General features: G+C 69.4%; 23 protein-coding genes and 1 pseudogene. 21 read left to right on the forward strand and 3 right to left on the reverse strand.

What is annotated here, in order from left to right; genetic code table 11:
- Window positions 1-348, forward strand: a pseudogene (locus ABIS05_RS12930) (glutamate--cysteine ligase); the annotation flags it as partial.
- Window positions 349-363: 15 nt separating this feature from the next.
- On the opposite strand, the gene ABIS05_RS12935 reads toward ABIS05_RS12930, so the two are convergent.
- The gene (locus ABIS05_RS12935) at window positions 364-930 is read right to left on the reverse strand and encodes an FxDxF family PEP-CTERM protein (protein WP_348014148.1); all 567 of its coding nucleotides are present in this window, start codon (window positions 928-930) and stop codon (window positions 364-366) included.
- Between the two features lie 388 nt (window positions 931-1,318).
- On the opposite strand from ABIS05_RS12935, the gene ABIS05_RS12940 reads away from it, so the two are divergent.
- From ABIS05_RS12940 to ABIS05_RS12995, 12 genes are all read left to right on the forward strand, one after another.
- Complete coding sequence (locus ABIS05_RS12940) at window positions 1,319-3,190, forward strand: phosphoenolpyruvate carboxykinase (GTP) (protein WP_348014149.1); 1,872 nt, start codon at window positions 1,319-1,321, stop codon at window positions 3,188-3,190.
- 287 nt (window positions 3,191-3,477) lie between these two features.
- A complete protein-coding gene (locus ABIS05_RS12945) occupies window positions 3,478-5,466 on the forward strand; it encodes a hypothetical protein (RefSeq protein WP_348014150.1) in 1,989 nt (662 codons plus the stop codon).
- Between the two features lie 84 nt (window positions 5,467-5,550).
- Window positions 5,551-6,246, forward strand: a complete 696-nt coding sequence (locus ABIS05_RS12950) for a CAAX prenyl protease-related protein (protein WP_348014151.1) — start codon at window positions 5,551-5,553, stop codon at window positions 6,244-6,246.
- 105 nt (window positions 6,247-6,351) lie between these two features.
- A complete protein-coding gene (locus ABIS05_RS12955; RefSeq protein WP_348014152.1) occupies window positions 6,352-6,870 on the forward strand; it encodes an RDD family protein in 519 nt (172 codons plus the stop codon).
- A 14-nt stretch (window positions 6,871-6,884) separates the two neighbouring features.
- Window positions 6,885-7,589: an RDD family protein gene (locus ABIS05_RS12960; protein WP_348014153.1), complete on the forward strand. Its 705-nt coding sequence runs from the start codon at window positions 6,885-6,887 to the stop codon at window positions 7,587-7,589.
- A gap of 145 nt (window positions 7,590-7,734) precedes the next feature.
- A complete protein-coding gene (locus ABIS05_RS12965; protein WP_348014154.1) occupies window positions 7,735-8,706 on the forward strand; it encodes a stage II sporulation protein M in 972 nt (323 codons plus the stop codon).
- Window positions 8,696-9,442, forward strand: a complete 747-nt coding sequence (locus ABIS05_RS12970; RefSeq protein ID WP_348014155.1) for a hypothetical protein — start codon at window positions 8,696-8,698, stop codon at window positions 9,440-9,442. The genes ABIS05_RS12965 and ABIS05_RS12970 overlap by 11 nt, the downstream gene beginning before the upstream one ends.
- Window positions 9,429-10,142: a DUF4129 domain-containing protein gene (locus ABIS05_RS12975; protein ID WP_348014156.1), complete on the forward strand. Its 714-nt coding sequence runs from the start codon at window positions 9,429-9,431 to the stop codon at window positions 10,140-10,142. The genes ABIS05_RS12970 and ABIS05_RS12975 overlap by 14 nt, the downstream gene beginning before the upstream one ends.
- Entirely contained in the window at window positions 10,139-11,437 is a 1,299-nt protein-coding gene (locus ABIS05_RS12980) for a DUF4350 domain-containing protein (RefSeq protein ID WP_348014157.1), read from the forward strand. The genes ABIS05_RS12975 and ABIS05_RS12980 overlap by 4 nt, the downstream gene beginning before the upstream one ends.
- On the forward strand, window positions 11,434-12,414 hold the full coding sequence (locus ABIS05_RS12985; protein ID WP_348014158.1) for a MoxR family ATPase: 981 nt from the start codon (window positions 11,434-11,436) through the stop codon (window positions 12,412-12,414). Before ABIS05_RS12980 ends, ABIS05_RS12985 begins: the two co-directional genes overlap by 4 nt.
- A complete protein-coding gene (locus tag ABIS05_RS12990) occupies window positions 12,411-13,778 on the forward strand; it encodes a DUF58 domain-containing protein (RefSeq protein ID WP_348014159.1) in 1,368 nt (455 codons plus the stop codon). Before ABIS05_RS12985 ends, ABIS05_RS12990 begins: the two co-directional genes overlap by 4 nt.
- 25 nt (window positions 13,779-13,803) lie before the next feature.
- Window positions 13,804-14,340, forward strand: a complete 537-nt coding sequence (locus ABIS05_RS12995) for a DUF805 domain-containing protein (protein WP_348014160.1) — start codon at window positions 13,804-13,806, stop codon at window positions 14,338-14,340.
- On the opposite strand, the gene ABIS05_RS13000 is transcribed toward ABIS05_RS12995, so the two are convergent.
- Window positions 14,331-15,113, reverse strand: coding sequence for a helix-turn-helix transcriptional regulator (locus ABIS05_RS13000; RefSeq protein WP_348014161.1), 783 nt, complete (start codon window positions 15,111-15,113; stop codon window positions 14,331-14,333). The genes ABIS05_RS12995 and ABIS05_RS13000 overlap by 10 nt on opposite strands.
- Window positions 15,114-15,287: 174 nt before the next feature.
- Here ABIS05_RS13000 and ABIS05_RS13005 point away from each other — a divergent pair, with 174 nt between their 5' ends.
- Genes ABIS05_RS13005 through ABIS05_RS13040 form a run of 8 tightly spaced genes read left to right on the forward strand, consistent with a single transcriptional unit; the run spans window position 15,288 to window position 21,652 of the window.
- The gene (locus tag ABIS05_RS13005; protein ID WP_348014162.1) at window positions 15,288-15,731 is read left to right on the forward strand and encodes a hypothetical protein; all 444 of its coding nucleotides are present in this window, start codon (window positions 15,288-15,290) and stop codon (window positions 15,729-15,731) included.
- Window positions 15,728-16,279 carry a hypothetical protein gene (locus ABIS05_RS13010; RefSeq protein WP_348014163.1) on the forward strand — a complete coding sequence of 184 codons (552 nt, stop codon included), beginning with the start codon at window positions 15,728-15,730 and terminating at the stop codon, window positions 16,277-16,279. The genes ABIS05_RS13005 and ABIS05_RS13010 overlap by 4 nt, the downstream gene beginning before the upstream one ends.
- 2 nt (window positions 16,280-16,281) lie before the next feature.
- On the forward strand, window positions 16,282-17,052 hold the full coding sequence (locus ABIS05_RS13015) for a DUF2145 domain-containing protein (RefSeq protein WP_348014164.1): 771 nt from the start codon (window positions 16,282-16,284) through the stop codon (window positions 17,050-17,052).
- Window positions 17,049-18,947, forward strand: coding sequence for an MFS transporter (locus ABIS05_RS13020; protein ID WP_348014165.1), 1,899 nt, complete (start codon window positions 17,049-17,051; stop codon window positions 18,945-18,947). The genes ABIS05_RS13015 and ABIS05_RS13020 overlap by 4 nt, the downstream gene beginning before the upstream one ends.
- On the forward strand, window positions 18,944-19,213 hold the full coding sequence (locus ABIS05_RS13025; RefSeq protein ID WP_348014166.1) for a hypothetical protein: 270 nt from the start codon (window positions 18,944-18,946) through the stop codon (window positions 19,211-19,213). Before ABIS05_RS13020 ends, ABIS05_RS13025 begins: the two co-directional genes overlap by 4 nt.
- Window positions 19,210-19,470, forward strand: coding sequence for a hypothetical protein (locus tag ABIS05_RS13030; protein WP_348014167.1), 261 nt, complete (start codon window positions 19,210-19,212; stop codon window positions 19,468-19,470). The genes ABIS05_RS13025 and ABIS05_RS13030 overlap by 4 nt, the downstream gene beginning before the upstream one ends.
- Window positions 19,467-20,195, forward strand: coding sequence for a prolipoprotein diacylglyceryl transferase family protein (locus ABIS05_RS13035; RefSeq protein ID WP_348014168.1), 729 nt, complete (start codon window positions 19,467-19,469; stop codon window positions 20,193-20,195). Before ABIS05_RS13030 ends, ABIS05_RS13035 begins: the two co-directional genes overlap by 4 nt.
- Entirely contained in the window at window positions 20,192-21,652 is a 1,461-nt protein-coding gene (locus tag ABIS05_RS13040; protein WP_348014169.1) for a radical SAM protein, read from the forward strand. The genes ABIS05_RS13035 and ABIS05_RS13040 overlap by 4 nt, the downstream gene beginning before the upstream one ends.
- Window positions 21,653-21,676: 24 nt before the next feature.
- On the opposite strand, the gene ABIS05_RS13045 is transcribed toward ABIS05_RS13040, so the two are convergent.
- Window positions 21,677-21,922 (reverse strand): DNA/RNA helicase domain-containing protein, encoded by a 246-nt coding sequence (locus ABIS05_RS13045; RefSeq protein WP_348014170.1) that lies wholly within the window; start codon window positions 21,920-21,922, stop codon window positions 21,677-21,679.
- Window positions 21,923-21,971 lie beyond the last annotated feature (49 nt).

Here is a 21,971-nt window from a genome sequence, read left to right on the forward strand (position 1 = left end):
ATCCAGTGCCTGGCGCGCTGGATCACCGTCGAGAAGCCGTTCACGCTCAGCGAGGACGACTACCTGCCCTACACCTTCAACCGCTTCCAGGCCTGCCGCTTCGGGCTGGACGGCACCTTCGTCGACCCCGAGACCGGTGAGCACCGCGTGCTGCGCGACGACCTCAGCAGCGTGCTGAGCCGCCTGGACAGCCACGCCGGCGACCTGCGCGCCGAGGCCGCGCTGCAATACGTGCGCCGCGAGATCAACGGCATCGGCAACGACGCCGCCTGGCTGCGCCGCATCGAGGAAGAGAGCCACCTGCTGCCGGAAATGGTCAGGCGGGCGACGCGGCGCTGGCACGGCTGAACGGCGCCGTGGCCCTCAGCCGAGGTAGCGCCGACGTGCCCGCAAGCCCACCACGCCGAGCCCGGCCAGCAACATCGCGTAGACGCCCGGCTCCGGAACTGCACTGACGGAAATATTGAGCACTGCATCGCGTACGGCAGTGCCGGTGGCGACCATGCGGTAGGTGCCGGCGCCTACCGGCCCGTTCAGGGACGACATGGCGAAACCTCCCAGCGAGCCGGTGAAGGCGTCGCTGAGGACCAGGGTGTTCATCGAGTCGAAGACGTCGATATTGACGCCGGTCAGACGCGGGCCAGGACCTGTGGCGGTGGAGATCTGCCAGGATGCGAAGCCGGTCAGGCTGGTGACACCAGCCCCCAGCGTGAAGGTGATGCTTTGCGTCAGCGGGCCGGTTTCCTGCGTCACCGTGGTGTCCAGGAGCAAGGTGTCGCCGCTGGCGATAGGCGTTGTCAGCATGGCCGTGGCATTGAGCACATTGAGCTCCACGACCCTCGTCATGGCCTGCGCTGGAACTGCAAGCGCCGCAACCCAAGTCGCGGCGGAGGCCAGTGCTGCCATCTTGAACCGTTCAATCGAAGCCATCGCGGTCTCCCGTGGGTGACATGGCGCCCGGCCCCGCGCCGCGCCCCAAGCAGACAAACATAGGCGGCCGGGCTGCGCTGGCAACTTGCCTCCTAGGGGTAAGCCCCCTGAACACGTGGTGCGCCGCGCGCGCTCCCCGGGCACCAGCTGCTGTAACCAAATCGCGGAAGTTACAGTCAGCCTACGTGCAAACCCTAGGCGCGTTTCACGAGGGCTGGCGGGCTCATTGTCCATGACAGCATGGCGTTATTCCTGTTCTGCATGACCACTCCCGAACCTGGTGGTTACGGCGTGATTACATTGAATTCGACAATCCGCCTCCCGGCGGCGTGTGCTTGGGCCAGCTCGCGGGCTGCCCCAAACACATCCCCATGATCGGAGCTTTCCCATGAACCAACCTGCCATGCAGGGCCTGCGCCTGAACCTTCCCACCTACGTCAAAAACGCCCGGCTGATCGCCTGGGTTGCGGAGATCGCGGCGCTGACCGAGGCCGCCGACATCCACTGGTGCGACGGCAGCGCCGACGAGTACCAGCGCCTGTGCGAGCAGCTCGTTGCCGCCGGCACCTTCAAGCAGCTCAACCCCGAGTTGCGCCCCGGCAGCTACCTAGCCAATTCCGACCCCAGCGACGTCGCCCGCGTGGAGGACCGCACCTTCATCTGTTCGCAGAACAAGGAAGACGCCGGCCCGACCAACAACTGGATGGCCCCGGCCGAGATGCGCGAGCTGCTGCAGACCGGGGACCGCGCGCTGTTCAAGGGCTGCATGCGCGGCCGCACGCTCTACGTCGTGCCGTTCAGCATGGGCCCGCTGGGCAGCCCGATCGCCCACATCGGCGTGGAGCTGAGCGACAGCCCCTACGTGGCCGTCAACATGCGCACGATGACGCGCATGGGCCGTGCCGTCATCGACCTGCTGGGCACGGATGGCGACTTCGTGCCCTGCGTGCACACCGTGGGTGCGCCGCTGAACAAAGGCCAGGCCGATGTGAGCTGGCCCTGCAACAAGACCAAGTACATCGTCCACTTCCCCGAGACGCGCGAGATCTGGAGCTATGGCTCGGGCTACGGCGGCAACGCGCTGCTGGGCAAGAAGTGCTTCGCGCTGCGCATCGCCTCCACCATGGGGCGCGACCAGGGCTGGCTCGCCGAACACATGCTGCTGCTGGGCGTGGAAAGCCCGTCGGGCAAGAAGTCGCACATCGCTGCCGCCTTCCCCAGCGCCTGCGGCAAGACCAACTTCGCGATGCTGATCCCACCCGCCGCCTTCGACGGCTGGAAGATCACCACCATCGGCGACGACATCGCCTGGATCAAGCCCGGCGCCGACGGCCGGCTTTACGCCATCAACCCAGAGGCGGGTTACTTCGGCGTGGCACCCGGCACCAACGCGCACACCAATGCCAACTGCATGGACAGCCTGCAGCGCGACGTGATCTTCACGAACGTGGCGCTGACCGATGACGGCGACGTGTGGTGGGAAGGCATGACTGACGAGCCGCCCGCCCACGCCATCGACTGGCAAGGCAAGGACTGGACACCGGCACTGGCCAAGCAAACCGGCGCCAAGGCTGCGCACCCCAACGCACGCTTCACCGTGGCCGCCACCAACAACCCCGCGCTCGACGAGAACTGGGACAACCCCGCCGGCGTGGCCATCGACGCCTTCATCTTCGGCGGCCGCCGCTCCACCACCGTGCCGCTGGTGACCGAAGCGCGCAACTGGACCGAGGGCGTCTACATGGCCGCCACCATGGGCAGCGAGACCACCGCCGCCGCCGCCGGCCAGCAGGGCGTGGTGCGCCGCGACCCGTTCGCGATGCTGCCCTTCATGGGCTACAACATGGCCGACTACTTCCAGCACTGGCTGGACCTGGGCGCCAAGCTCGAAGCTTCGGGGGCCAAGCTGCCGGCCATCTACTGCGTCAACTGGTTCCGCAAGGGCGCGGACAGCAAGTTCGTCTGGCCCGGCTACGGCGAGAACATGCGCGTGCTGAAGTGGATGCTGGACCGGCTGGAAGGCACGGGCGGCGGCAGCGAGCATGTGTTCGGCGTGACGCCGAGCTACGGCGACCTGAACTGGGACGGCCTGGACTTCTCGCAGGAAAAGTTCGACACCGTCACCCGCATCGACGCCGCCGAATGGCAGGCCGAGATGAAGCTGCACGACGAGCTTTTCGCGCAGCTGGCCCAGGGCCTGCCGGCCGATCTGCCAGCAACGAAGGCACGCATCGAGGCGCGCCTGGCCGAGCTGCGCTGACCAGCCGCACGCGCTTGTGCCCCATTCCTCAAGGCGCCTTCGGGCGCCTTTTTTGCGCCTGTACGCCTTTCGCGACCGAAATCACGGCGCGATGAAATCCAGCGTAACGGCGCGCGCCGTTCGTGATGGACGTCCATTTCCGAGCCCTCCGGGCACTTCCTGCGGCCACCCTTGCCGCCAAAGAATGGCGCCGTCAGCCGCTCCTGCCCTCGCAGCGGCGACGACACACCAGCCGCTTGCCCGGCATCCACTTCAAGCGCCCGACGCGCTCCCCCGGAAGGTTCTCCATGCTGAATCCAGCGGCCAAGCGCACCGTCGCCATCACCACGCTCACGTCCCTTTCGCTGGCCTGCGCCGCGCTGCTCAGCGCCTGCGGCGGTGGCAGCAGTGCCTCGGCCCCGCTCGCTGCGGCGGCACCTGCCGCGCCCGCCTCTTCGGCCTCCGCCCCGGCCAAGGCACTCGCTGGCACCGTGGCCGTGGGCGCGCCCATCACCAGCGGCAAGCTGCGCGTGCTGGACGCTACCGGCGCCGTCGTCGCGGCCGATGTGACCATCGACGCCAACGGCAAGTACGCCGACGTGACGCTCACCGGCCCGGCTCCGTATCGCATCGAGGCCTGCGGCTACGCCGGGCCCAACTACGTGTGCGTCTACTCGGTGGCCAGCGAAGGCGGCACCGCCAACGTCACGCCGCTGACCACCGCCACCGTGCTGCTGGCCGCCGGCAAGGCGCCCGACTCGCTGATGACGGGCACCGCCCCCACGCTGACGACGGACACCGTCGCCACCGCACAGACGCAGCTGCGCACCAGCCTGGCCAGCGTGCTGACCAGCGCCGGCGTCAGCGCCAGCATCGACTTCGTCTCCGCCGACCTCACGGCCGGCTCGCGCACCGGCCACGACGGCGTGCTGGATGCCATCGGCGTCAGCGTCGGGCAGGACACCAAGCCCTTCGTGCAGATCACGCCGCGCATCGGCACGGGCAACCTCTACCTGGAGCAGGGCAGCACGTCCGGCACCGTCACGGCCAGCAGCGGCGCGGCCACCCTGCAGCTGGGCGGGCTGGAGACGCTGTTCAAGGGCATGAGCGACGCCTTCGTCAGCGCCTCGGCCTGCAGCAACGCCAACACCGGCATCGGCAAGTTCCTGGCGGCCCAGGCCCGCATGTCCATGGGCGATGGCGACGCCGCGCTGGGCGCGGCCAAGGTGGCGGAAGGCCTGTGCGGCTTCTTCGCCAGCGGCGAGGACGGCAAGCCCATGTGGGGCGCCAAGCTGCTGAGCCCGACGCTGGGCCGCTGCGACCTGAGCGGCGCGTCACCCGTGTGCGCCGTGTCCTTCGTGATGCAGGGGCTGGACGGCGACGTCCACCCGGTGGGCAAGGGCATGGCCGTCACGCAGGAAGGCGGCGCATGGAAGTTCGTGGGTGACACCAGCCCCATCGAGATCCACGCCAGCGCCAAGGCGCAGCGCAGCAAGCGCATCGACACGGCCACCCCAGTCCACGACTACAGCCGCGCGCTGGCCTTCGAGGTGGCCGCCGTGTCGGGCCTGGCCTGCGCCAAGGTCTCGCAGAAGAACGCCGACGGTGCGACCGTGCCCATTGGCTACTACAAGCGCCACCCCGGCGCCACCGACCAGCGCCGCCTGGCGCTGTGGACGGCCGACGGCATGGGCTGGGGCCCGAGCCTGGACCCGCTGGTCGGCGCGACGCGCAACGCCGACGACAGTTGGATCGGCCTGCCTGAAGGCGCGGCCGGTGACGCCATGATCCGCAACTTCTACCGCGGTGGCCGCAGCGTCAACGTCGCGCTGTACAGCGACAGCGCCTGCAGCACGCCGTTCGTCATCGGCGGCAAGAGCAGCTTCGAGGTCGACGTGGACGGCGTGCCCCCGGTGTGGGCCGCGATGGAGACACTGCCCTGGCCCGAGCTCGACACCGCCAGCCTGACGGCGCTGCGCGACCTGACCATCGCCGCCGGCGCCGACGGCAGCCTCAGCACGGCCTGGACGTTTGCGCGCGGCCCGCTGGGTGTCGACGGCTCCACCGTTTGCGGCAGCCGTGACACCTGCGGCGAAGGCGACACCGGTCGCCTCGGCGAGAAGCAGCTCCGCCCCAGCGCCCGCAGTGCGGCCGTGAGCCTGCACAACCGCGGCGGCGCCATCGCCCGGGACGACCAGAAGACCTTTGCGCTGTACGGCCGCAACGGCGAGGGCGTGGACCTGCAAAGCAACTACAGCTCCTGCCCAGGTTCCGCAGCAGGCGAAGCCTGCCACTGAGCTTGCCGCAAGCCGCAGCCCCCTGAGCCTTGGGGGGCGCCCGTCCCTCGATCTGCCGTCGCGCGCGCTTAAGCTCGCGCCGACATGCCCACCCCATCGCCCAACAGCGCCCCCGCGCTCAGCCCCGCAGCCCTCGCCCGCTGCATTCCCTTCTTCGTTTTCATGGCGCTGCTGGCACTGCGCGGCTATCTGCCGGACAGCCTCGGGCTGGATGCGCGCTGGATCTACGGCGGCCAGGCCTTCATCGTCGCCGGCCTGCTGGCCTGGTACTGGCGCGGCTACGGCGAGCTGGCTAGGCAGAACCTGCCCGACGCGCGTGAGGCCGGCTGGGCCATCGTCGTCGGCATCGCCGTGTTCGCCATCTGGGTGCAGTTGGACGCGCCGTGGATGCAGCTCGGCACCGCCACCGCCAGCTTCGTGCCGCTGGACGCGGCCGGCCAACCCATCTGGGCGCTGATCGCGCTGCGCCTGGCCGGTGCGGCGCTCGTTGTGCCGGTCATGGAGGAACTGTTCTGGCGCAGCTTCCTGATGCGCTGGGTGCAGCACCCGGGCTTCGAGCGCGTCGACCCGCAGACCGTCGGCATCAAGGCCGTGCTGCTCTCCACCTTCGTCTTCACGTTGGCCCACACGCTATGGCTGGCCGCCATCATCGCCGGCCTGGCCTACGCGCTGCTGTACTGCAAGAGCGGCAAGCTGTGGACGGCCGTCATCGCCCATGCGGTGACGAACGGGCTGCTCGGCATCTGGGTGATCCGGACCGGGCGTTGGGAGTTCTGGTGAACGATCGGTTGGCCGCCTCGCCCCGGCCATCGCTGGTGAAAGATACCCATCCGCCGGCCCGCCCAAGCCCGGCAGAATCGGCGGCCGAATTCCAGGGAGATCTACATGTCGGATGTTGCTGACCAGCGCTTTGCGCCACCGCAGGCCCAGGTGGCCGACCTCGCGCCCGAGGGGGCCGTGCTGGCTGAGCGTGGCACGCGCTTTCTTGCCGCCGTGGTGGACGGGCTTATCGGCGCCGGCGTGGTGTGGGTCGCGTTCCAGATACCCGCCCTGGAGCGCCTGGTCCAGGCCCAGACGGCGGCCACGCTCAAGAGCATGTGGTCCCCGACTCCGCTGTCGCTGGCCGTCGGCCTGCTGGCATTCCTCGTCATCCAGGGCTGGCCGTTGGTGACGCGTGGGCAAACCCTCGGCAAGATCCTCTTCAAGCTGCGCATCGTGCGTTCCGACGGCTCCAAGCCCGGGGCCTGGCGATTGTTGGGGCTGCGTTATGGCGTTGGCATGCTGGCGGGCGTGAACCCGATCGTCGCCGGGGTCTATGGCCTGGTCGATTCGCTGCTGATCTTCCGCGAGTCGCGCAAATGCCTGCATGACACGATTGCCGACACCCAGGTGATCAAGCTCTGAGCGCGCCCGGCGCAGTGCCAGCCCAGCGCATCGACACGCTGGCCCTGGTCGAGACGCCCGAAGGCATCGTGCTGTCCTTGCGGCCCGCTGGCCTGGTGGCGCGGACGATGGCCTTCCTGGTCGACCTGCTGATCCGCCTGGGCATAGACCTGGCCCTGCTGCTCCTTCTCGGCGCCTGGGGCGGCCTGGGCGTCGGGCTGGTCCTGATCGGCATCTTCTGCGTCGAGTGGCTCTACCCCATCGCCTTCGAGCTGAGCCGCTGGGGCGCCACGCCGGGCAAGCGCACGCTGGGCCTGCGCGTGGTGATGGACACCGGCCTGCCCATCACGCCGGCCGCCTCCTTCATCCGCAACCTGCTGCGCGTGGCCGACTTCCTGCCCCTGGCCTACGCCTTCGGCATCGTCACGATGTTGCTCAACCGCGAGTGCAAGCGCCTGGGCGACCTGGCGGCGGGCACCCTGGTCGTGCACGCCAGCCCCGTCGTGCTGCATGACGCGCTGCCGCCCGGCGCCAGCCTCGCCCCGGCGCGGCCGCTGAACCCGCGCGAGCAGGCGGCCGTCCTGTCCTGGGCCGGGCGGGCGAAACGGCTGACCCCGGCGCGCTTCGAGGAACTGGCCGGGCTGGCCGCTGCGGTGCTGCCACCGGCGGGCGACAGCAAGGCCGGCAAGGTGGAGCGCCTGCTCGGCGTGGCGCAGTGGCTGATGGGGAGGCGCGCTTGAGGCATGCGACAGCAGGCCGGTCTCGGGCCGAGCGCCGGGCCGCTCCCAAGCCGGCCCGTCTGGCGATGTGCGAGCGGCTCAACGCCGCGAGCATCGCCGTCCCCATGGGGGACCGGCCAGCGTATTCGCTGGACGAGGGGCACCCATGACGCCCGTGCGCTTCGAAGCCCAGTACGGGGAGCTGTGGGACGCCTTTGCCGAGCAGCTCGCGCAGGCCAACCAGGGCCAACGCGTGGACGCCGCGCTGCTGGCGGCGCGCTACCGGCGCGTCTGCGAGAACCTGGCGCTGGCCCAATCGCGCGCCTACCCCATCCATCTGGTGGCGCGGCTGGAGGCGCTGGCGCAGAACGCCCACCAGCTCATCTACCGCCGCCAGGACTACGGCCTGCGCGCCCTCGGCCGCCTGCTGCGCACCGACCTGCCGCGCGCCGTTCGCGCCCAGCGCCGCTGCCTGCTGCTGGCGCTGCTGCTGTTCGTGCTGCCGCTGGTGCTGGCCTACGTGCTGGCGCTGCAGGGGCCGGACTTCGCCCTGCACCTGCTCGATGCCGGCCAGTTGCGTCGTTATGAATCGATGTACGCCGACGGCACAAAGGCCATCGGGCGCATGCGTGACGCCGGTGACGACTGGCAGATGTTCGGCTTCTACATCTTCAACAACATCGGCATCGGCTTTCGCTGCTTCGGCGCCGGCATCCTGGCCGGCGTGGGCAGCGCCTTCGTGCTGGTCTACAACGGCCTGCTGATCGGCATCGTCGCCGGGCATCTGCAGCGGGTGGGCCTGGGGCACAACTTCTGGCCTTTCGTCGTGACGCATTCGGCCTTCGAGCTGACCGGCATCGTGCTGGCCGGCGCGGCCGGCCTGCGCCTCGGCCTGGGCTGGCTGGCACCGGGCCGCATGACGCGGCTGGAGGCCCTGCGCGCGGCTGCGCAGGCTGCGGTGCCGCTGGTCTACGCGGCCTTCTTCCTGCTGCTGGTAGCGGCGGCCTTCGAGGCCTTCTGGTCCTCGGCGGCGTGGATCGCACCGGCGGTCAAGTACGGCGTCGCCGGCCTGTGCTGGGCGCTGGTGCTGACATGGCTGCTGGTGTTCGGCCGTGGGGGGTCTCCTCATGCGCGTTGAAGGCTTGGCCGTGGTGCTGCGCCCGCGCAGCCAGAGCGAGGCCTGCGACCTCGGCCTGGCCCTGGTGCGCGGGCATGCGCTGTCGATCTGGCGCTGCTACACGCCGCTGCTGCTGGCGGTCGGCGCGCTGGCGCTGTGCGCGGTCGACACCCTGGGCTGGCTGCCGATGCTGATCGTGTTCTGGCTCAAGCCCTGGCTGGACCGCAGCCTGCTGTTCGTGCTGTCCCGCGCCGTGTTCGGCGAGGCCACGCGCTGGGCCGACCTGTGGCGGGCGCGGCGCCATGTGCTGGGCGGCCAGCCCTGGCGCACCCTGCTGTGGCGGCGCTTCTCACCGTGGCGGGCCTACACCCAGCCCATCGAGCAGCTGGAAGCCCAGCGCGGCGGCGCTCGGCGCAAGCGCGCCCGGCTGCTGCTCAACGACAACCGCAGCGCCGCCACGGCCCTGCAGACCGCCTTCTCTAACGCGGAAGGCGTGCTGACTTACGGCCTGGTGGCGCTGCTGTGGTGGTTCACGCCGGAGAACCGCAGCGCCGATGTCTGGGACTGGTTCTTCCACCCGCAAGCCCACGCGGCTGGGCAGTTAGGCATGAACCTCGTGATGGCCCTCAGCTACCTGGCCGTGGTGTTGTTCCTGGAACCCTTCTACGTCGCGGCGGGTTTTGCGATGTACCTGAACCGGCGCGTCGTGCTGGAAGCCTGGGACATCGAGCAGGAGTTCCGCCGTGCGTTTGCTTGAGGCCCTGGTGCTGGCGGCCGCACTGCTGCTTGGGACCGCAACTGCCACTGCCGCAGAACCGTCGGCGATGAGCGCGAGCGCGGTGCGCGCGGCGGCCAGCGCCGTGGCGGCCGACCCCCTGCTGCCGGGCACGGAAAAGTCCAAGACCCTGCGCCTCAAGCGTGATGACGAGAAGAAGCCCAACAAGGACGATGTCGACTGGTGGCTGAACCTGCTCGGCAGCCTCTCCGCCGGCCTGCGGGTGGCGATGTGGCTGGGCGGTGCGGTGCTGCTCATCCTGGTGCTGCTGCGCCTGCGTGACTGGCTCGGCCGCCAGGACGGCGCCGCCAGCGTGGCCGCGCTGCCGCCCACCCATGTCGGCACGCTGGACATCCGCCCCGAAAGCCTGCCCGCCGACATCGGCGAGGCGGCGCGGGCGCTGTGGGGCCGCGGCGAGGAGCGGGCTGCCCTGTCGCTGCTCTACCGGGGCGCGCTCTCGCGCCTCGTGCACGGGCATGGCGTGCCCATCCGCGCAGCCAGCACGGAGCGCGAATGCCTGGCGCTGGCGGCCACGCGGCTGGCACCGGCGCCGCAGGCCTTCCTGGCCCAGCTCGTGGCGGCCTGGCAGACGGTGGCCTATGCCCGGCGCCCATTGGCGCCCGAGGCACTGGAGCAGCTGTGCCAGGGGTTCGATCTGCAGCTGCCGGGGAAGCCGGCATGAAACGCGAACACCTGGCCCGGCTGCTGACCGTGGCGGCGCTGCTGGCCGGCGGCTGGTGGCTGTCGGTCAACACCGAATGGGTGGACGAGGACAGCCCTCGCCCGGCTCAGGGCGAGGCCCGTGACAACCCGGTCTATGCCTTCGAGCAGCTGCTGCGCCGGCTGGGCATGACGGTCGAGCAACACGAGGCCTTCGGTGGCCTGCCGCCGGAGCGGGCGCGGCTGGTGCTGCTCTCCAGCGACTGGGCCCTGGTGCCCGAGCGCGGCGAGCAGCTGCACCAATGGGTCTTGCGCGGTGGCCACCTGGTGCTGGTGCAGGGGTCAGGGGCAGCCTGGGACGAAACGGTGCTCAAGCGCTGGGTGCCCGTCGATGTGTTCAACGAGCCACCGCCCCCGCAGCCGCAGCCGCAGCCGTCGGCGATATCCGCTATGGCGCCCAAGGCGGCTGACACGAGCACCCGCAGGAAACTGGCATCCTCACCGGCACTCTGGGACGGCACCGCAGCGTTGGGCGTCTGCGAGCTTGTCCACTGGAATCGGAAACTGCTGGTCAAGCCGGGTCAGCGCGCGACCTGGACGCTGACGCGCGCCGAGGGCACGCCGGCCACGCAAGCCGTGCTGGCGCTTCAGAGGCAGGCCCTGCAGGCCCTGGAGGCCTTGCACGCCAAGCAACCCCCGCCAGACACGCAGGCCCTGCGCCTGCCCGTCGGCCAGGGGTCGGTGACGGTGCTGAACGCAGACGCCGGCCTCTCCCACAACGACTGGGCCCTGCGCTGCGACAACCCTCTGCTGCTGGCCGCGGCCGTGCAGGCCGAGCCGGGCGCCACTGCATGGATCTACCTCAACGAGAAGCGTGATCCGCTGCTGCCCTGGCTGTGGCAAGGCGGCTGGGTCGCCATCGTCGCCGGCCTGCTCGCGCTGGCAGCGGCGCTGTGGCGGGCGGCGGTGCGCTTCGGGCCGCGCCTGGCGCCGGCACCGCGCCTGCGCCGCTCCATTTCCGAGCAGGTGCGCGGCCTGGGCGCCTACCTGCAGCGCGGCAGCCCCGACGCCCTGCTGGCGGCCCAGCAGCGGGCGCTGGACGAGGTGGCCGCCCGCACCCTGCCGCGCTACGCCCGCCTGCCAGCCGCCGAGAAGGGCCGCGCCATCGCCGCCGCCACCGGCCTGGCCGCCGACGAGCTCGCCACCGCCATGTCCACCCGCTTCTGCACCCGCGCAGAGCTGCCGCAGCACCTGCAACTGCTGGAAGCCGCCCGCCGACGCCTGCACCGAACCCCCGACGAAAGACGCTCGCCATGATCAAGCCCGAGGAACTCAAGCTCGCCACGCAATGGCTGCACGCACTGCGCACTGAAATCGCCAAGGCCGTCGTCGGCCAGACCGAGGCCGTGGAGCAGATGCTGGTGGCCGTGGTCGCCTCGGGCCATGTGCTGGTGGAAGGCGTGCCCGGCCTGGGCAAGACCCTGCTGGCCCGCGCGCTGGCCCAGGCGCTGCGCCTGCAGTACGCCCGCGTGCAGTTCACGCCCGACCTGATGCCGGCCGACGTCATCGGCCACAGCGTGCTCGACGACAGCGGCACGGGCCTGGGCCGGCTGCGCGTGCGCCAGGGGCCGGTGTTCACCAACCTGCTGCTGGCCGACGAGATCAACCGCGCGCCGGCCAAGACGCAGAGCGCCCTGCTCGAAGTGATGCAGGAGTACCAGGCCACGCTCGAGGGTCAGACCTTGCCCCTGCCCCGGCCCTTCATCGTCATGGCCACGCAGAACCCGGTGGACACCGAGGGCACCTACCCCCTGCCCGAGGCCCAGCTCGACCGCTTCCTGCTGCAGATCCGCATCGGCTACCCGACGCACGACGAGGAGACGGCGGTGGTGCAGCTCGTCACCACCGGCCGCGCCGGCCATGAGCTGCCGCTGGAGGCCGTGCAGCCGGCGCTGGACGACGTGCAGGTGCTGGAGCTGCAGCGGCTGTCGGGGCTGGTGCATGCCGACGCCAAGGTCATCGACTACGCGGTGCGCGTGGTGCGGGCCACGCGCAGCTGGCCGGGGCTGGACGTGGGCGCCGGCCCGCGCGGCAGCGTCGCCCTGGTGCGCACGGCGCGGGCCATGGCCCTGATCAACGGCCGCGACTTCATCACGCCCGACGACGTGGCCGCCCAGGCCCTGGCCGTGCTGCGCCACCGCGTGACCATGGCGCCCGACGCGCAGATCGAAGGTCAGGACCTCGATGAACTGCTGCAGGCGGCGCTGGAGAGCGTGGAGGCGCCCCGGCTTTGAAACCACGCCGCATCGTCCTGCCGACGCGGGCCAGCATCGCCGTGCTCGCCGCGCTGAGTCTGGCCGCCGCGCTGGCCTTGAGCCTGGGCATACCGCTCGCGACGGTGTGGCCGCTCGGCGTGGGCCTGCTGCTGGTGCTGCTCGCGTTGGCCGGCCTGGACCTGTGGCGAAGCCTGCGGCTGTGGCGCGCCGGCGGCCTGCACATCGAGCGACGCCTGCCGGCCGCCTTTGCCATCGGCGCGTCGACGGAGCTGAAGCTCGATCTCGTCAACCCCGGCCCGCTGGCCTGGCGTCTGCAGGTGTTCGACGAGCTCGACCCGGTGTTCGATTTCGAGGGCCTGCCGCGCCGCCTCACCGTGGCCGCGCAGAGCCGCAGCAGCCTGAGCTTTCACGTCACGGCGCGCCAGCGCGGCGTGGTGAGCCTGGGGCTGACGCAGCTGCTGTGGCGCAGCCGCGCCGGCGCCTTCGAGGTGCGCGAGCGCATGGGCGAAGAAAGCCGCCTGCGCGTCTACCCCAACTTCGCTGCGTTGGCGCGTTATGCCTGGCTCTCCGGCGACCGGCGGCTGGCCCAGATCGGCATCAAGAACTTCGTGCAACGCGGCCAGGGCACGGACTTCCGCCAGCTCGCTGAATACCAGCGCGGCGACCCGCTGCGCCATCTCGATGTGAAAGCCTCGCTGCGCCAACGCCGGCCCGTGGTGCGCGAGTACCAGGACGAGCGCGACCAGTGCGTGATGTTCCTGCTCGACTGCGGCCGCCGCATGCGCGCCGACGAGCAGACGGTCGGGACCAGCGAGAGCAGCCATTTCGACGACGCGCTGGACGCGCTGATGCTGCTGGCCTACGTGGCCCTGACCGAGGGCGACGAGGTGGGCGCGATGACCTTTGGCGGCGATGAAAGCACGCGCCGCGATTGCGCGCCGCGCAAGGGCATGGGCACGCTCAATGTGCTGATGAACAAGATGCACGACCTGCAGCCGGGCGGCCACCACTCCGACTACCTGGCGGCGGCCGAGGCGCTGTCGCGGCGGCTGCGGCGCCGCTCGCTGGTCATCATCCTGACCAACTTCCGCGACGAGGACTCGCCCGAGCTGCAGCCCGCCCTGCGCCTGCTGCGCCGCCGCCATCTCGTGCTGCTGGCCAGCCTGCGCGAGACCGCGCTCGGCCGCATCGCCGAGCAGCCCATCGCCGGCCCCGACGACGCCGTGGCCGTGGCCAGCGCTCACCTGCTGTCCCAGGCCCGCCACGACGCCTTCGCCCGCGTGGTGGACCACGACCGGCTGTCCATCGACGTCGAACCCCGCGCCCTCGCCGCCACGCTGGTGAACCGCTATCACCAGGTCAAGCGGGCCGGGCTGTTGTGAGCACTGAACTTCAAAGGAGGAAACCATGAGCGAACCAACGCTGAACCAGTACGCCCCGCCGCGCGCCGATGTGGCGGACATGTCGCCCGGGACGGCGGTCGGGGAGCTGAAGCTCTTCTCGGCCCAAGGCCGCATCGGGCGGCTGCGCTACCTGGCCTATTCCTCGGCCGCGTCGGTGGTCTACAGCCTCGTCGTGAGCGTGTCGGCGGCTGCCCTGGCCGGCTCGCCGGCCTCGACGTTCGCGTTCTTCCTGTCGCTCTTGGCGCTCTTGGGCCTGCTCTGGTTCAACACCTTCTGCGGCATCAAGCGTTGCCACGACCTCGACATCAGCGGCTGGTGGTCGCTGACGCTGATCGTGCCGGTCATCGTGCTCGCCTGGATGTTCATGCCCGGCAGCCGGGGCGAGAACCGCTTCGGCCCGCCGCCGCCGTCCAACACCTGGGGCGTGCGCGTGCTGGGCGTGATCATGCCGGTGGTCTTCATCGTCGGCATCCTCGCTGCGGTGGCCATCCCGCAGTACAAGCACTACACCGACCAAGCGCGCGCCGCTGCTCAGCGCTGAGGCGCCGATCCCGGCCCTCCCTTGCGCTGCCCCAGCCCGGGCCGCTCCAGATCGCGGAACGCCTCGAACACCCACGACCTCAGCCCGATGATGACGCTGTAGGGCCGCTTGTCGGCCGACGGCAGCTTCTGGTCCAGCAGGTGCTGGCGGGCGAAATCGTCGGCCGTGCGCTGCAGCCGCTCGGCCAGCTCGCGCGCATGGCCGGCGCCGAATTCGCCGTGCACGAGAGTCAATAGCTCGCCCTCGCCGTCGAAGCCGCCTGCAAAGAAGTCGGCCATCACCCGCTCCCTGAAGAAGGTCATCACCGGCCCCTGCGGCCGCCAGCGCAGCGTCTTGGCCACCTTGAGCTTGTAGCGGTTGTGAGCGCGCAGTTCGATGACGCCCAGCCTGTCCAGCTTCACCAGCGCCGCGACGGCATCCGCCTCGCTGAGCCGGTAGCGCGACAGCACATCCTCCAGCGCCCACAGGCTCAGGCAGCAGATGGCCACGAGCAGCAGCACCGGCGAGGCCACGACGGCCTGCTCCTGCTCCAGGCTCAGCTCGCGCTGGGCGGGCGCCTGTTGCGCCAGCCGGCCGGCCAGCTCGGCGAACTCCAGTTTGAGCACACGGCAAATCTCGTCCACGCGCGACAGCGGCATCTCGCCGCCCGGCGCCAGCATGCGCTTGACGCTGGACTCCGACAGCGCCAGCGCCTGGGCCAGCTCGGCATAGCTCAGGCCCTGGCTCTTCAGCTCGGCCTTGATGAGGGCAACGAGGGATTGCGTGCTCGACATGGGCGCGAACGGTAGCGCATGGCGGCACTCGCCGCACCCTCACTTGCCCTCAAACCGAAGCCCGGTAGCGCCAAACGCTGCCACGCGCGGCCTGCCACGCCACTGCGAACAATTCCCCTACTGGCCCCGCAGTCCCTGCGAGAAGATCGCGCCGCTTCCCAACAAGGCTCGCTCATGAAACCCCTGCTCGCCGCCCTCACCCTGTCCCTGTCTCTTGCGATGGCCTCGGCGCAGGCCCACACCAACCCGTCCGAGGCCAGCGTGGCGCTGTCGCTGGCGCCGGTGGTGCTGTCGGTCGGCGCGGTCAGCGCCACCGGTGTCGTGCTGAGCGCCCTCCCCGTGGGCATCCTGTCGGCCGGCGTGACGCTGGTGGTCGTCAGCGTCGAGGCGATCGGCGGCGCGACGGTCTGGGTGCTGGAGCGCGCCTCGGACGGCGTGCGCATCAGCATCAAGGCGACAGGCAAGCTGGCCGAGGGCGTCGTCGTGTCCACCGGCGCGGCGGTCACCGTCTCGGTCATCGGCGCCGGCACCATCCTGTCTGCTGCGGTCGAGGTCATCGCCTTCATTCCCAGCGAGATCGGCAAGGCCTTGCTCTACAACGAGCAGGTGAGCCGGTGAATCCGACGCTCTATGCGCTGTGCCAGAAGGCGATCGTCGGACCGGCCTTGTGGATCACGGGGCAATGCGAGTTTCCACCGCCGCTACCGGAAACGCCCGTCACGCTGGCAGCACCCGGTCAGGTGCTGTCGCAGGAGTTCGACGTGCCCGTCACCAAGGGCTATTTCCTGTCCCTGGGCGTTCAGTTTCCTTCTTTGGAGGACCGACTCAGCGATCGGTTGATTGGCGCCCAGTACGACGTTCCCTGCTACGGGCAGGGCGTCAAGCAGCTCGAAGATTTCCCGGCCGAGAAGCGGACCGACCTCGGGCGACCGGTAAGGCTCGAGGTCAAGGCATTGAACGTCAAGGATGGGGCTGCGGCGTGGCAGGCCGACATTGCCTCCATCTGCATCGCAGGGCACGACCTCAAGAGAAAGAAGCTCCAGGTGCTGGCGCTCATCCCTCTCGCCGAGGGTCGGTACCGGCTGCAGGTTCGCAACGTCGAAGCGCGCCCGGACCTCGCGGGGCTAGACGTGTCTCTCACCCTCCATGCCGGGTCGGGAAAGTAGCCATGCGCCGTCTTCTCTTGAGCCTGTTGTTGGCAGCTGCAGCCTCGGCCCACGCCGGCCGGCCCTGCGAGGAGAAGCAGCCGACGCCGCGCCAGATCGAGCAAGGTCTCAATCTCGCCGAAGCCACGGCCAGGCAGCTCGACGCAACCGGCGCCCAGGTCGTCATCCTGGCCCGCGCGGGGCAGGACTTGAGCAAGTACGGCCTGAAGTGGTCGCACCTTGGCTTTGTCTATCGGGACGGGAATGTCTGGCGCGTCATGCACAAGCTCAACAACTGCGGCACCGACCACGCGGCGCTGTACCGCCAGGGCCTGGGCGAGTTCTTCCTGGACCGCCCCTACCGCTACGACGCTGCCTTCGTCGTGCTCAAGCCCGAGCTGCAGCAGGCGCTGTTGCCCGTCCTGAGCGACAACGCCCGCGTCGCCCGCTTCAACGAGCGCCGCTACAGCATGGTGGCCTATGCCTTCGGCACCACCTACCAGCAGAGCAACCAATGGGTGCTGGAGACGCTGGCCAGCGCCGCTGCGCCCGGCGTCAACAGCCGCAGTGATGCGCAGGCCTGGCTCAAGACCCAGGGCTACCAGCCGACCGACCTGCACCTGTCGACGATGACCCGCCTCGGCGGGCGGCTGACCCAGGCCAACATCGCCTTCGACGATCATCCGAGCGCGCGCCGCTTCAGCAGCCACATCGACACGGTCACCGTGGACTCGATGTTTGCGTGGCTGCCGCGCGCCAACCTGTCCGAACCACCGAAAACGGTCCAGCAATGAGCACAGAACACCCGAACCAGCTCGCGCTGTTGAAGCAACGCCGCTTCGCGCCGTTCTTCTGGACGCAGTTCCTCGGCGCCGCGAACGACAACGTCTTCAAGTTCGCGTTCACGCTGATGATCACCTACCAGCTGCAGCTGGACTGGCTGCCGCCCAGCCACGCGGGCCTGGTCATCGGCGCGCTGTTTATCCTGCCCTATGTGCTGTTCTCGGCTACCAGCGGCCAGCTCGCCGACAAGCACGACAAGGCGCGGCTGATGCAGCTGGTGAAGAGCCTGGAGATCGCCATCATGGCCCTCGCCGCCTGGGGCTTCTACGCGGCCAACGTGCCGGCGCTGCTCGGCTGCGTCTTCCTGATGGGCCTGCACTCCACGCTGTTCGGCCCGGTGAAATACGCCTACATGCCGCAGCACCTGAACGACCGCGAGCTGACCGGCGGCAACGGCATGGTGGAGATGGGCACCTTCGTCGCCATCCTGCTGGGTCAATTGGCGGGCGGCATCCTCGTCGACACGCCCGTCGTCGGCCCGCAGCACGTCGCCTGGGCCTGCCTGGCGCTGGCCGTCGCCGGCCGCGTGACCGCCCAGTCCATCCCCGCCAGCCCGTCGACCGACCCTAACCTCGTCATCAACTGGAACCCCTTCACCGAGACCTGGCGCAACCTGAAGATCGCGCACCAAGGCCTGGCCGTGTTCCGCTCGCTGCTGGGCATTTCGTGGATGTGGTTCTTCGGCGCCGTCTTCCTCTCCAACTTCCCGGCCTTCGCCAAGGAAGTGCTGCACGGCAGCCCGCAGGTCGCCTCTCTCTTGCTGGCCGTGTTCTCCATCGGCATCGGCATCGGCTCGCTGCTGTGCGAGGTGCTGTCCAAGCGCCACGTCGAGATCGGTCTCGTGCCGCTCGGCGCCATCGGCATGAGCATCTTTGCCATCGACCTCTACTTCGCCGCCAGCGGCCTGCCCGCCAGCGAGCCCTACACGGTGAGCGCCTTCCTCAGCGTGGCGGCGCACTGGCGCGTGCTGGCCGACTTGGGCGCGCTGGCCCTGTTCGCCGGCCTGTACAGCGTGCCCATGTACGCGCTGATCCAGCTGCGGGCGCAGCCCACGCACCGGGCGCGGATCATTGCGGCCAACAACATCCTGAACGCCGTGTTCATGATTGCGAGTTCCGTCATCGCCGGCGCCCTGCTGAGCTACGGCCTGACGATCCCGCAGATCTTCCTGGCCGTGGGCATCGCCAACGCGATCGTGGCCTTCTACATCTTCCTCATCGTGCCGGAGTACCTGCTGCGCTTCGTCGCCTTCGTGCTGACGCGCATCGTCTACCGATTCCGCCTCGTGCATGACGAGCGCATTCCCACCGCCGGCCCCGCCGTGCTGGTCTGCAACCACGTGTCCTTCGTCGACGCCGTGCTGCTGATGGCCGCCAGCCCCCGCCCGATCCGCTTCCTGATGGACGCGCAGATCTTCAAGACGCCGGTGCTGGGCTGGTTGTTCAAGCTCGCCAAGGCGATTCCGATTGCGCCGGCCAAAACCGACCCTGCCACGTATGAAGCCGCCTTCGCCGCCGCCCGCGCGGTGCTGGCCGACGGCGAGATGGTCTGCATCTTTCCGGAAGGTGGCATCACGCGCGACGGCACGCTGCAGCCCTTCAAGGGCGGCGTCATGAAGCTCATCGACGGCCTGCCCGACGTGCCCGTCATCCCGATGGCGTTGGGCAATCTGTGGGGCAGCTATTTCTCGCGGGTCGAGGGCGGCAAGGCGATGAGCAAACCAATGCGGCGCGGGTTCTGGAGCGGGATCAGTCTGACGGTGGGCGAGCCGATGGCGCCGAGCGCCGTGTCACCCGATCTGCTGCGCGAGCGCGTGTCCGGGCTGATGACATCGGAGGCCGCATGAGCGAAAACCCCTCGCCTTTCGCCCGTGGCCTGTTGGTCGCCGTGCTGGCGGTAGGCGTGCTGGGCTTTGGCGCCATGGGTTTGTGCGGCGGCTTCTTCACTTTCAGCCTCTTGTCGGACCTGTTCCTGTCGGGCCACGGCGGCGCAATCGCACCGCTGGCGCTGTGCCTGCCCTTTTTGATCGGCGGCATCAGCCTGGTGCTGGTTTGCCTCTCGAAGATACGGCGTCTGCTCCGCAAGCCCCAACCCGAGGGCGAAACCCCATGAGTGAAGCCCCCGACGCCCTCGGCCGCGCCCTGATCACCGGCCTGCTGGTCATCGCCACGCTGGGTTTCGGCCTGGCCGGCCTTTGCGGCGCAGCCTTCACGGTGATGGCCTTGCCGGACATGTTCTCCGGCCGGGCCGAGAACTACGCCGGCGCCTTCCTCGTCATCTCCATCCCCAGCCTGCTGATCGGCGGCGGCCTGACCTGGTGGTGCGTCCGCACGCTGGCCAGGCGACGGCGCGACGGCAACAGCGCTTGATCGCCAACCCAGCCACGGCCGCTTGGGTTCACACCGCCTTTGCCTACGCCGGCATGGGTCTCGGCGCGGCGCTGTGGCGCGCCACGCTGCGGCGCCAATCTCGCGGCGGCGCGCTGGCGCCGGGCAACTTCGGCGTGCTGGTCGGCCTGCTGATCGGCGCGGCCATCGGCAACAAGCTCGTCTTCCTCATCGAGCGGCCTGATGTGGTGCTTGCTATGTGGCACGGTGGGGCGCTCATGTTCCCTGGCCAAAGCATCGTCGGCGGGCTGCTGGGCGGGCTCATTGGCGTGGAGATCGCCAAGCAGCTCACCGGGCAGATGCGCAGCGCCGGCGACGTGATGGTGCTGCCCATCGCGGTCGGGCTGGCCATCGGCCGCGTCGGCTGCTTCCTTGCTGGCCTGCATGACGACACCTACGGCCTACCCACCACGCTGCCGTGGGCCGTGGACTTCGGCGATGGCGTGCCGCGCCACCCGACCCAGCTCTACGAGATCGCCGTCGTGCTGCCGCCGGGCCTCGCGCTGCACAGCGCCCGCTTCGCCACGCCCGGCCTCGCCTTCAAGCTCTTCCTCAGCGCCTATCTGCTGTGGCGCTTCGCCGTCGAGTTCCTCAAGCCCGTGCCCGTCGCCTGGCCGCTCGGCCTGTCCGGCATCCAGTGGACCTGCCTGGTCGCGCTGGCCGTCTACCTGCCCCTCACGCTGCGGGCCGCCCGCAGGACGCCATGACACGCAAAGTCCGCCCCTACCTGTTCTACGACACGACGCCGTCCGTCTGCACGACCTGCCTGCGCCCGGTCGAAGCCAAGATCGTCATCAAGGACGACCACGTCTACATGGACAAATGGTGCCCCGCCCACGGCACCGAGCGCGTGCTCGTCAGCGACGACGCCGCCTACTACCGGCAATGCCGCGAGGTCTTCGTCAAACCGCCGGAGATGCCGCAGCGCTTTGCCACGCCGATGAAGTACGGGTGCCCCTACGACTGCGGCCTGTGCCCTGACCACATGCAGCACAGCTGCCTGTCACTCATCGAAATCACCGACAACTGCAATCTGCGCTGCCCCACCTGCTACGCGGGCTCCGGGCCGGAGCGGCTGACGCATCGCTCGATGGCCGAGGTCATCGCGATGCTGGACGCCGTCGTCGCCAGCGAGGGCGAGGCCGATGTGGTTCAGATCAGCGGCGGCGAGCCCACGCTGCACCCGCAGTTCTTCGACATCCTCGACGCAGCCAAGGCCCGGCCCATCAAGCACCTGATGGTCAACACGAACGGCCTGCGCATCGCCCAGGACGCGGCCTTTGCCGAGCGGTTGGCGCGTTATGCACCGGGGCTGGAGGTCTACCTGCAGTTCGACTCGCTCAAGCGCGAGGCGCTGATGGACCTGCGCGGCGCCGACCTGCGCGGCCCGCACGACGCGGCGCTCAAGCGGCTGGACGCATTGGGCATCTCGACGACGCTGGTGATGACCGTCAAACGTGGCATCAACGACGACGAGATCGGCGACGTCATCCGCCACGGCCAGAGTTTTTCCTGCGTGCGCGGCGTGACGCTGCAGCCCATCCAGAACGCTGGCCGCGTGGAGGCCTATGACGCCGCCAAGCACCGGCTCACGGTCAGTGAACTGCGCCGCCGCATCGCGGAGCAGAGCGGCGTGTTCACGCTGGCCGACGTGCTGCCCGTGCCCTGCAACCCCGACACGCTGGCCATGGCCTATGCGCTGCGCACACCAGAAGGCCTCGCCCCGCTGACTCGCTATCTGGACGCAGCCACATTGCTGTCCGGCGACCGCAGCACCATCGTCTTCGAGGGCGATCCGGCGCTTAAGACCGCGGTCTTCAAGCTCTTCTCCACCAACCACTCGCCCGAGAGCCAGAGCAACTGTCTGTCCGAACTGCTGTGCTGCCTGCCCAAGATCGACGCGCCCCAACTCAGCTATCGAGACGTATTCCGCGTGCTCATCGTGCAGTTCATGGATGCGCAGTCGCTGGACATCCGCGCGCTGAAGAAGAGCTGCATCCACCTCGCGCGGCCCGATGGACGCATGGTGCCCTTCGAGGCCTACAACCTGTTCTACCGCGATGAGCGCCAGACAGAGCTGGCGGCCATCCGCGCGGAGATCGACGTGCAGCGCGAGCAGCGGCTGCGATTCAGCTTGAAGGCGACGCCTCTCGTCCGCGTCTGAGGGCAGCCCAACAAGTCCGTCAGGCTACGGATCCACCAGCGTTGGAATGCCGATTTCGCTCATGTACTCAAAGATAGGGTCATAGAACGCCGGGGCACGTGTCGGGTCCTCGGGGTCACCGGGCGGAACAACGATGACCATCCCCTGCCGAGCGCGTGTCAGCAGCACTCGGTAGGCATTCTTCAGGTACAGCGTGAGCGTCCGGCGGCCCCACCTTCCGCCCCGGTCGCCATCGCGTGAACATGGCGTCCACCTGATTTTGGTGGACACCTATGCAACCCAATGTTCAACAAGGCGCGCGGCGAGTGCACGCGGCGGA

Origin of the sequence: Roseateles sp. (genome assembly GCF_039929605.1) — a bacterium.
GTDB lineage: Bacteria > Pseudomonadota > Gammaproteobacteria > Burkholderiales > Burkholderiaceae_C > Pelomonas.